A 10,400-nucleotide genomic window follows, 5' to 3' on the forward strand; every position below is an offset into this window, starting at 1 on the left:
ATCAGAACCAATGAATCAGACCCTCATGATTGCCGGTATTATGGTAATGGGTATCTCAGTAGGTGTAAATGCCCTGGTTTCTGCCCGTCTGATGAAAATTGCAAAGAAAACAGAATCTATTGCCCTGGAGAGTGATGCCTGGCACCTTCGGACGGATGTGTATACCTCTCTTGGTGTGATGACCGGACTGATTCTGATATGGGCTACCAAAATTGCAATACTTGATTCCCTTATTGCAATCGGTGTGGCTTTTGTAATCCTGAAGGCTGCATATGACCTAACAAAAAAATCATACAAAGACCTGATCGATTACCGGTTGACAGATGAGGAGGTATCGCGGATAACCAGTATCATATGTGAACACCAGTCGGTGTATGTGAACTTTCATGGCCTGCGAACAAGACGGGCCGGACCAGAGATCTTCATTGACCTGCACCTGGTTGTTGATAAGGATATTTCAGTTGAACAGTCCCATGATATCACCGACCATCTGGAAAAAGATTTAAAAATCGAATATCCCCGGGCTAACGTTACCATTCACGTGGAGCCAAATACCGGCGAGCATATCAAAAAACCGCCGCTGTGTGATCTCGCCCGGTAAACAGGATAGGCTGGTGGGTGTGTATCACGTCACATGCATAGGTATTTTATCTCGCAATTCACAATTGTAAAAGTATGTACCCATGAATCAAATCCGTTTAAAATTTACAATACGGGCTCCCATGAAGCAATTGATGTATGGATGCGTTACCATCGGTTGTGGTACCGTTTCTCCTTGTATTGTGGGATGTACATCCCTCATGAACCAGCATGACAGTTTTTCTGAGTTCACGTGAGGGATTTTCAGAATGGATCCGCAATTTCAAGACTTGCCATTGATTTTCTGGCAGATCGTATCCAGTCGGCCATGAGATAACGCCACTGACAGGAGCCCACTTTCATTTTTTATACAGTTTTTCATGATACGATGAAGAATAAGCATGAATTAGAGCAAATAATCCGAAAAAACCCGCAGGCAGTGCTTATTGTAAATACACACTCACGAAACGGGGAGAGACTTTTTTTCAAAGCGCTCGACCTCCTCCAGCTTCATGGAATAGAAGTCATTGCGGCATATCCGGTTCGAAAACCGGAACGCATCAGATCGGTGGTTTCTGAGGTCATATCTCAAAAACACCCGTTGATTATCATCGGAGGAGGAGATGGAACATTCAACACCATTATCGACCTCTTTGTTCATCAGGATACTGTTCTGGGTATTCTCCCGCTTGGTACAGCGAATAATTTTGCCCGCTCTATGGGTATTCCGATGTCTGTACATCGGGCAATTGAGGTGATAGCAACCGGAAAGGTGGTTGATATTGATCTGGGGATGATTAATTCCCAATATTTTATCAATATTGCAACAATCGGCTTTTCCCATAATGTTGTTTCAGCAACTCCCCGAAAACTGAAACGGTATCTTGGCATGATCTCATATCTTCTCTGCGAAACACAGTACCTTATCTCGCAGGAATTATTCCGGTGTATCATTACGACAGATGGGAGAGAGGAGACGATCCACACAAGGCAGCTGATAATAGCAAATGGCAGTTTTTATGGGGCACGAAAAATCACTCCCGACGCACATATCGATAATGATACGCTTATTATTTTTGCGATGGACTCAGAGAGCAGGTGGCAGGGTCTGAAGTTCTGGATAGGGTTCTTCCTTGGTCGGCATCTTACGTTTCCACAGTCACGAATATATAAAGTAAAAGAGGCAACCATAGAGACCATTCCACGGAAATATGTCATTATGGGAGGTGAAAAGACGACACAGACTCCTGCTCATCTCTCAATTGATAACGAAGCGATTCAGGTTATTGCTCCTCAGTTTTTTCAGGATCATGATGAAGAGGGGTGTCTGCAGGCTGGATATCCGAACGAATCATTTCAGAAAGGATCCTGCTCATGGAAGGTATCAGGTCAACAGCCGGCAGGGGGCAGTACGTTCTGAAATACTCCTCTTCACCCAAATTCCGGGTATCAGGATCTCTTCTCCCTACCCCCCTGGAACCTTTTGGCTCAGGGGAGGAGCTTTCCCCATTATAGGTCCGTATATAGTTCAACGTCGAATCAGAGTATATGCACGAAAAGGAGGTGCAGCATATGATGAAAGGAATAACAATTGTACTCATCCTTGGTCTGATTGCCCTCGCCGTTATTCTGCCGGCAACAGCAGCAGGTCAGGGTGGATATGGAAAGATGGCAAAGACCGGCCCGGCACCACAGGACGGGACTGGAAACCAGTATGGCGGACAGAACGGACAACATGGCGGGAATGGAACCTGCGTGTATGAAAACTGCCCGAACAACCAGACCCCCCCACGGGATGGAACTGGACTTCAGTACGGAAAGAACCGGTAAATCCTGAAAAATCGGCGGGTTTGCGTCCTCCTCTACCCATCCGTTCGGGTACTATGCCCGCCCAGTGGTCCTGAAAACGGGGAGGCATGGCCAGGAGAACATGCACCCGTGCAAAAAATGTTCTCCGGGACAGTTCCTTTTTTTACACGGAGGTTTACGTTTTTTGGTAAATTGTATGCCCGGGTATGATCTTCATGCGGTGAAAGCACCATGAATACCGGGGCGATTGAATGATTACCTGTTTTCATGGAGAAAAGGCGTGAGATCATATCGATATCTTTCGAAACAAAAATGCACCGATGACCGTCATACCACAGGCAAATCCCCCGATAACAAGGAAACAGAGGACGGGATTAATCTGACTAGCCCCGGTCAGACCATACCGGATCCCTTCGACCCCGTAGGTCAGCGGATCGATCCTGGTTATCGGTGAAAGCCAGTCCGGAAGGGATCGAATCGGAAATAGCGCCCCTGAAAGACCGAATATTGGAAAGATAACAAAGTTCATGATCAGCTGAAAACCGGTCATATCCTCCATTCGTGATGCAATCGCAATACCAAAGGCGGTAAAGGAGATCCCGATTATCACCATAAACCCAAGTGCGATGAGAAACCCGAACATACTCTGGACTTTCAGTCCCAAAGCAAGTGAGATGACCATGATCAGAATGCCCTGAATAACCGCCGTTGTTGCACCCCCAAACGTCTGTCCAAGCATGATCTCCATCCGAGTTACCGGGGCTACGAGCGTCTCTTTGAGAAAACCGAACTGTTTATCCCAGATGATCTGAATCCCGGAGAAGACTGATGTAAAGAGGACACTCATTGCAACCATACCGGGCATGAGAAACTGGATGTAATTCTCCCCAAATCCCGGAATATTCACAACCGAATTCAGGCCAAACCCAAGAAAGAGGAGAAAGAACATGGGCATGCTGATACTCCCGATGATACGGCTTTTGGACCGGATATACCGTTTCATGCTCCGAAGCCAGATAGTATAGATAATATCCATATTAATGCCTCCTCATTTTGAACTGCCGTCGCATCATCTCTTTTTTATCGCCCTCCTGTTCACGTATCCTTTTGCCGGTAAAGGCAAGAAACACATCTTCAAGGGTTGGTTTATGCATTGAAACTGAATGAATCTGAATCTGATGCTGATTCAGAAGCGTAATGATATCACTGATACGCTGCTCGGCATTGTGAAGATGTATCCGGACCTCATCATGATGCAGCTCAACCTGTTCAATCCATGATCCGGTCAGGATCTGTACTGCAGCATTGATATCCGATGTCCTGACGGTGACAATATCCCCGCCGATACTGTCTTTCAGGTTTTGCGGTGTGTCAAGAGCAATAATTGATCCTTGATCAATGATCGCAATCCGGTCACAAAGCCGATCCGCCTCTTCCATATAGTGCGTGGTCAGAATTATTGTGATATTCTTTTCCCTGCTTAATGTTGCGATGTAATGCCACAGATGGTTCCGCGTCTGGGGATCAAGACCCAGAGTGGGTTCATCAAGGAAGAGAACGGACGGATGGTGAAGAAGTCCCCGGGCTATCTCAAGTCTTCTTCGCATACCTCCTGAGAATGTCTTTACCAGGTCATCCTTCCGGTCATGCAGTTCGACCAGACGGAGCAGGTCATCAATTCGTTGTCTCCTGAGATCAGGAGGAATACGATAGAGCCTGCCATGAAAATCCATGTTCTCCCTGGCGGTGAGTTCCTCATCCAGGCTTTGATCCTGAAATACAATTCCGATGGCTTTCCTGACACCATCCTCGTCCTTTTCAATATCCTTTCCCTGAATGGTCCCAGACCCGGACGTGGGTCTCTGCATGGTGGCAAGCATCGAGAGTGTTGTTGTCTTTCCTGCTCCGTTTGGACCAAGAAGGCCGAATATCTCTCCCTGCTCTATCTCAAAGGAGATATGGTTCACAGCAATAAGGTCGCCGAATGTTTTTGTCAGGTCGGTTACCTGAATGGCAGGTGTCATAGGATCAGGTCGGAACAAGAGAACTGGTCTTTATCGGCTGACAATTACATGATTCGTCCGTATACCAGTGGTATACAAGCTCAAAATGATTGATGATCTCATCGGTCCCTTCAAGCCCCATCGGTCCAAAGAAGATAACTGGTGTATTCATGATGGTACGGTTGTGCTGAATGAAGAGATCACGCATCATCGCCTCTGATTCAGGTCCTGATGACAGGTTTACCATCATGACCGATACATCAGGATGGTCTGTCAGGTAGGTCTCCAGGTATTCATGAACCGGAATACAAGGTCCGCACTCAGGGTCAAAAAAGAAGGTCACGGGTGTTGTATTATTGGCAGGGTGTGTTGTGTTCACCATATCATAGAGATCACCGATAGTGAGCTCTGATCCATCTTCAGCAAAAATGGTTGCACGAACCGGCATGACAACGATAGATACAGCCAGGAACAGAACTATAAAGATTTTTGGAAAGGAATTGAGATAATTCATCATTCTCGTCTCATCTCCGGTACCATACACATGGTTATCTGTTCATACAATTCCTTTTCCATTGATGATTTACAAAAAATGCATTGAGATCTTCAAACCAACCAAAAACTCTTATCATATCAGATTTCCGATGTGTGTTCAGAGATCTAAAAAAATGTGGATTTTATTTATACAACAGGGGCAGCGGACTGATCACACGGCATCTGAAACACGGGTTTTGTCAACGTTATACCCAGTGCTTCTTTAAGGGCCTCATCAACCGTCCTGACCAGGATAAAGGTCAGCTCATTTCGGACATCATCAGGTATGTCTGCAAGATCACGCTCATTCTCCTCTGGCAGAATAATTCTCGTTATCCCTGCACGATGAGCCGCAAGTATTTTCTCCCGAATGCCGCCCACCGGCAGGACCGATCCGCAGAGTGTCACTTCACCGGTCATAGCAAGTCCGGGATCCACAGGTTTTCCGGTAAAGAGAGATACGAGAGCGGTAAAGAGAGTAATTCCTGCCGAAGGACCGTCTTTTGGAGTTGCACCGGACGGGATATGAATATGGACATCGCTTGCCATGAAATCAACGTGAAAGGCACTTTGGGCAAATCTGGACCGAATAAGACTCATCGAGATATTGGCCGACTCCTTCATCACATCCCCCAGCTGGCCGGTAAGGGTGAGTTTTCCAGTACCTGGCATGAAGGTCGCTTCAATAAAGAGAATATCGCCACCGGCCGGTGTCCAGGCAAGACCGGTTGCAACACCCGCAGCCAGGGCTTTCTTTGCAACCTCATGTCTGACGACCTCCTTTCCCAATATGACGGGTATCTGCTCTGAGGTGATCACCACGGGGACAGTCCATGTTTCAGAGACAATCTTTTCTGATACATACCTTGATATCCGGTCAATCTGCTTTTTCAGGCCACGAACTCCCGCTTCATGGGTATACTTATCGATAATGAGTCGGAGTGCAGCATCGTCTATCGTCAGGATCTGCCCGGCAAGCCCGTGTTCATCGAGCGACTTTGGAATAAGGTGCTCCTTTCCGATGAAGAACATCTCCTGTTTTGTGTACCCTGGGATCTCTATCAGCTCCATCCGGTCAAGAAGCGGGGCGGGGATACTTGATAGGGAGTTTGCCGTTGCGATAAAGAACACATCTGACAGATCATAGGGGACTTCCAGATAATGGTCGGAGAACGTGCTGTTCTGTTCAGGATCCAACACCTCAAGGAGAGCACTTGCCGGGTCACCGGAGTATGAAAATGCAAGCTTGTCTATCTCATCAAGGACAAAGACCGGGTTTTTTGTTCCCGCTCTTCTGATTCCCTGAATTATCCGGCCTGGAAGGGCACCGACATAGGTTCGCCGGTGTCCTCGAATCTCTGCCTCATCTTTTACCCCTCCAAGGCTTATCCTGACATATTTTCTGCCAAGAGCATCGGCTATGCTCTTTCCAATACTGGTCTTACCGGTTCCGGGTGGCCCTGCAAGAAGAAGAATAGAACCCTGCTTCTCATGTTTCAGCTTAAGAACAGCAAGGTGTTCGATTATTCGATCCTTCACCTTCAAAAGGCCATAATGATTCTGATCTAAAATATGGCGTGTCTGTCCGATATCAATGCTCTTTGTATCATTCGTCACCCACGGGAGATCCAGGAGGAGATCAAGATAATTCCTGATGACCGGACTTTCATGCCCCTGACTTCCACTGGACTTGAGTTTTTTCACCTCCACAAGTGCCTTCTTTTTCACATCATCAGGCATGGATGACTGCATGATTCGTTCACGGTATCTGGCATCTTCCTGCTCCTGCCCGTCTATTTCACCCAGTTCTTCCTGCATTACCCTGATCTGTTCACGAAGAATTGCCTGACGGTTACTTCGGGCAGACTTTTCAGAGATTTTTTTTGTCATCTCTATGCGGAGACTGATATCTTCTCTGCACTCGGCAAGGGCTCCAAAGAACATAAGATACCTGGTCCGAAGCGAGTCAGTCCCGAGGATCTCCTGCTTTCTCCCGATCGATACCGGTAAAAACGGCATGATAAAGCCCATGACCTGATCAATGGACTCCATCTGTCTGACCGGTCCAAGGATGTGATCTGATCCCTGGAATGCAGATCCGATATCATATACCACCTGTTTTATCTCATGGAGGAGTTCCCTGACGCCATCATCATCGATATCATGAAGGTCCGGTGCGGGTGTATAACAGGCATACAGGCGGTCATCATCGGATCTGACCGATGTGATTCGTATGCGGTCACGGGCAGCGACACCGAGCATATACCCCTCCCCGGTTTTGTGAATATACGAGATCTCAAGGAGGTTTCCAACTGGATAGATGGTATCTTGGGATATCTCAGACGCATCTGTGTCCGGGTGAACCGTTGCCCCGATAAACAGGGTACTTTCAGGACTATTCGCGTCTTTCATGAGCATGTGGCCGGTTTCTTCATCGACCAGAATTTTTGTCCGTGTCTTTGGGAAGATAACGGTGTTCATGAGCGGAAGGAGGGGGAGCTCCTGGTGTTCTTCATGAGGGGGTGTATCTGTGTCTGTCATGGTTTTTTTAGTTCGTTTCGTTTGTTTAGTTTTATTTTACCTAACTAATCGGTCTGATAAAAAATTACCTGACCTTATTCAGAATTGCAATCAGGAGAGCAATCTCTTGTTCGTCCAGTGCACTGATGAGCCGATCAATGACCTGCATTAGGGCCTGCTGCTCGGCACGGGCAACCATCGCTCCCTTCTCAGTGAGTCTGATGTACGAGATCCGCCCGTCATGAGGGCATGGTTCGCGGTATACGCAGTCCATCCGGCTGAGTTTGTGAATCATTCCGGTGATTGTTGGTTTTGAGTTCTTCGTAATTTCAGCAAGTTGTGAGAAGGTTATATCCGGATGTTCGTCGATAATCTTCAGATAGGCGATCTGTTTTATCGTGATATCTGAAAGGCAGCATTCGGAATAAATCCCACATGAGCATTCCGTTTTCAGCCGGATCAGATGTTCAAATATCCGAAGGAGATGCTCACGAGGCTCATCCATACTCACTTACAATTAGTTAGTTTTTACCTAACAATAAATCTTCTGATTACCCTCCATGCTGGAAGTGATCTCCTCACGTATCCAGACGAATGATGATAACAAGTGTGACCAGATTCTCTGAGAGATAGAAACCAGATAGAGCCGTACTATGAATCGTGTGCCGGGGTTGATGGCACCTGTGAAGAGATGGTAGTGGGTACTAATCCATCCCGGTTTATGCCTTTTTTGAAAACCCCCTCATGATTTCACTGATGATAGGAACGGTCTGCATATTCCTCTCCGGAATTATCATCAAAATGATTCGGTGAGGTCACAGCTCAATATTTTCATTCCTTTCGGAACGGAGACAGGAGGCTTTTCGTGACGGATGGAGAATTTTTTCAAAACACTGATATTTGATGTGGTCTTATTTCTGCGGATAGGGAAGCGGAGTAAAAAAGGGGTGTTTTATCTCAATCAACAGAATCATGGCAATGCCCCATTTCATACGCGGGGTAAAAAATTAGTAATTCAGGTTTATCGGAATATCAAAACTGGCTGATCCCAATGGATTTACCCCATGCATCGGTGTATGTGTATTCACCGGTCCCGGGTTATCGACCTGCTGCCCATCGCCCAGCCAGTCTCCGTCAATATCCTCTTCTGCCATTGATGCCCAGGGCCACAAGGTGACGGTGTTGTCATCACTCATCGGATCCGAATAGAGCAGATTGCAGTGATACTCACCCTCTTCCCGCGAGCCATCAAATGCATTGCAGACAAAACAGCTCCAATATGAGGCCCGGAACCGTTTTCCGTTATCGAACGAATACCCGGTAAAACCGACATTCCATGATTTACACCAGGACTCATCAGGATTTGAAATCTCCCCTTTGATAAGATGGATATACCCGTTTTCATCTACAAAGTTATTTTGAAGCATCATACGGGCCAATTCTTTCTCATTTCCCGTTTCTTTAAACAATTTTTCTGTAGTGACAGGATCTGCAATATCCTTCAGGTTCAGGGCGATCTGATCAACGGTCGTCCCAAGGAATCTCCTCTTTTCCCGGATGGTAATCGTGAAAGGAACACCTGCAGCATTGAAATATCTTCCCTCAAGATTACATTCTGAATTTCGGGTCAGTTCAATATACGCAGGCCACTCAATCCGGTACTTGTCCGTATTCCCAAAAAGCCAGTTTCCCTCCTTTAAACTACCGGTTAGAGCTTTTCCTCCATAGACCTGCCCTTGTGAATCATAATAGGTATCACATGAGTCAGAGTAACTATTCGGCACATATTCACCATATCTGTCCATAACCCCGCCATTGGGATCCACATACTGGCCATATGCATCAAAAAATCCCCCAAAGGTGTCATAGTCCCGTCCGGTTACCGGGTCATATGAGGGAGATGCCCCAAAAACAGGAGGTACCAGCAGGATGAGAACCAGGACCGGTGTCAGAACCGATGGAAAAACCCAATTACTTCTCATGATACTCATCTGATACTCGTAAGGCTCATGGTAAAAATTTTTGTATCATCCTGACCACTATGAGCAGGAGAATACCAATGGAATACCAGTATCTAATTCAGGGAATTATCGCAACGTGTGTCGGAATTCTTCTTTGGTGGATTTCTGATAGTGTATCATTCCTTGCGCCTTTTCCCCTCTATGCAGGAGTTATGCTGACGATAGCCGGGATTATGACCATCATCGTGGGAACGGCTGTTCAGGCCCTCAAAAAATAAAAAAAAGGGGTTTTTAAGAATGGTTCAGACACGAACGGATCATCTGTTCAATATCATCAAGATCATAGTAATCGTGTCATCCTCATGGTAGGGGGCATATGAACGGCTGATGATACAAAAAAACAGATTATTGTTGAGAGATATACTCCCTTCCGACTCATAGACCCGGACAACACGGGGATTTCTCTTCGTATTAACTGTAAATCTGCAAGGGTAGCAAGATACTTGGAAACCAGGCCCTTTTCAAGCTGATAATATCAGATAGAGGTGAGTTTTTCCAAGAATGGTATCCCAGTAGTACTAAAGAAGGGAAGGATGGGATGTATCTTCCTGAACAAGGTACGGAAATTCATCAATTGCAATAACCATACGCGTATCACTATATTTTATGAGATATACAAAAAAGACATCCCAGCCTGGAAATGGCGAATGCAATACATAATCATCCTGAAAAAATATTGCTAAATCGGAGGATATACGTTGTAACTGCAGATGTTTTGCCTCCTCCCCGGCCAGGAGCCGAATCCCCCCCTACCTTACGAATGAACTGATCGGTATGTTCACTCATTTCTGAATATCAATAACGATAAAAATGAGGATTATGATTCAACGGTAAATGCTATTGCTTTCTTGTATACCGATGCCACTCCGTCGTTATTGATGACAAAGAGATCCAGTTTGCCTGATCTGACCTCATCTGAGAGCGGGGCATCAAT

General features: G+C 46.2%; 10 protein-coding genes. 4 read left to right on the top strand and 6 right to left on the bottom strand.

The features are described from left to right. The 3 genes from PLA23_RS05955 to PLA23_RS05965 all read left to right on the top strand — a co-directional run. Nucleotides 1–601: cation diffusion facilitator family transporter (locus PLA23_RS05955; protein ID WP_324474414.1), on the top strand; the 601-nt coding region annotated here is incomplete at its 5' end. A 366-nt stretch (nucleotides 602–967) separates the two neighbouring features. Beyond that, nucleotides 968–1,999 (top strand): diacylglycerol/lipid kinase family protein, encoded by a 1,032-nt coding sequence (locus tag PLA23_RS05960; protein ID WP_324474416.1) that lies wholly within the window; start codon nucleotides 968–970, stop codon nucleotides 1,997–1,999. 128 nt (nucleotides 2,000–2,127) lie between these two features. Then, nucleotides 2,128–2,409: a hypothetical protein gene (locus PLA23_RS05965; RefSeq protein ID WP_324330080.1), complete on the top strand. Its 282-nt coding sequence runs from the start codon at nucleotides 2,128–2,130 to the stop codon at nucleotides 2,407–2,409. Nucleotides 2,410–2,674: 265 nt separating this feature from the next. Here PLA23_RS05965 and PLA23_RS05970 read toward each other — a convergent pair whose 3' ends face one another. The 6 genes from PLA23_RS05970 to PLA23_RS05995 all read right to left on the bottom strand — a co-directional run bounded on the left by PLA23_RS05970 (nucleotide 2,675) and on the right by PLA23_RS05995 (nucleotide 9,427). Beyond that, nucleotides 2,675–3,424: an ABC transporter permease gene (locus PLA23_RS05970; RefSeq protein WP_324474418.1), complete on the bottom strand. Its 750-nt coding sequence runs from the start codon at nucleotides 3,422–3,424 to the stop codon at nucleotides 2,675–2,677. A 1-nt stretch (nucleotide 3,425) separates the two neighbouring features. After that, the gene (locus PLA23_RS05975; RefSeq protein WP_324474419.1) at nucleotides 3,426–4,412 is read right to left on the bottom strand and encodes an ATP-binding cassette domain-containing protein; all 987 of its coding nucleotides are present in this window, start codon (nucleotides 4,410–4,412) and stop codon (nucleotides 3,426–3,428) included. A gap of 4 nt (nucleotides 4,413–4,416) precedes the next feature. Beyond that, nucleotides 4,417–4,935, bottom strand: coding sequence for a hypothetical protein (locus PLA23_RS05980; protein WP_324474420.1), 519 nt, complete (start codon nucleotides 4,933–4,935; stop codon nucleotides 4,417–4,419). 137 nt (nucleotides 4,936–5,072) lie between these two features. Continuing rightward, nucleotides 5,073–7,466, bottom strand: coding sequence for an endopeptidase La (lon, locus tag PLA23_RS05985; RefSeq protein ID WP_324474422.1), 2,394 nt, complete (start codon nucleotides 7,464–7,466; stop codon nucleotides 5,073–5,075). Nucleotides 7,467–7,530: 64 nt separating this feature from the next. Next, nucleotides 7,531–7,950 (bottom strand): MarR family winged helix-turn-helix transcriptional regulator, encoded by a 420-nt coding sequence (locus PLA23_RS05990; protein WP_324474424.1) that lies wholly within the window; start codon nucleotides 7,948–7,950, stop codon nucleotides 7,531–7,533. Between the two features lie 502 nt (nucleotides 7,951–8,452). After that, the gene (locus tag PLA23_RS05995) at nucleotides 8,453–9,427 is read right to left on the bottom strand and encodes a hypothetical protein (RefSeq protein ID WP_324474426.1); all 975 of its coding nucleotides are present in this window, start codon (nucleotides 9,425–9,427) and stop codon (nucleotides 8,453–8,455) included. Nucleotides 9,428–9,504: 77 nt separating this feature from the next. Between PLA23_RS05995 and PLA23_RS06000 the strand changes: the two genes are divergently transcribed. Further along, entirely contained in the window at nucleotides 9,505–9,684 is a 180-nt protein-coding gene (locus PLA23_RS06000) for a hypothetical protein (protein ID WP_324330361.1), read from the top strand. Nucleotides 9,685–10,400: the final 716 nt, after the last annotated feature.

This window comes from Methanospirillum sp., assembly GCF_035406105.1.
Classification (GTDB): Archaea; Halobacteriota; Methanomicrobia; order Methanomicrobiales; family Methanospirillaceae; genus Methanospirillum.

Coding starts and splice junctions, on each gene's coding strand:
- PLA23_RS06000 (WP_324330361.1), top strand. CDS start 9,505: ATGGAATACCAGTATCTAATTCAGGGAATTATCGCAACGTGTGTCGGA.
- PLA23_RS05965 (WP_324330080.1), top strand. CDS start 2,128: ATGCACGAAAAGGAGGTGCAGCATATGATGAAAGGAATAACAATTGTA.
- lon (WP_324474422.1), bottom strand. CDS start 7,466: ATGACAGACACAGATACACCCCCTCATGAAGAACACCAGGAGCTCCCC.
- PLA23_RS05995 (WP_324474426.1), bottom strand. CDS start 9,427: ATGAGAAGTAATTGGGTTTTTCCATCGGTTCTGACACCGGTCCTGGTT.
- PLA23_RS05970 (WP_324474418.1), bottom strand. CDS start 3,424: ATGGATATTATCTATACTATCTGGCTTCGGAGCATGAAACGGTATATC.
- PLA23_RS05990 (WP_324474424.1), bottom strand. CDS start 7,950: ATGGATGAGCCTCGTGAGCATCTCCTTCGGATATTTGAACATCTGATC.
- PLA23_RS05960 (WP_324474416.1), top strand. CDS start 968: ATGAAGAATAAGCATGAATTAGAGCAAATAATCCGAAAAAACCCGCAG.
- PLA23_RS05975 (WP_324474419.1), bottom strand. CDS start 4,412: ATGACACCTGCCATTCAGGTAACCGACCTGACAAAAACATTCGGCGAC.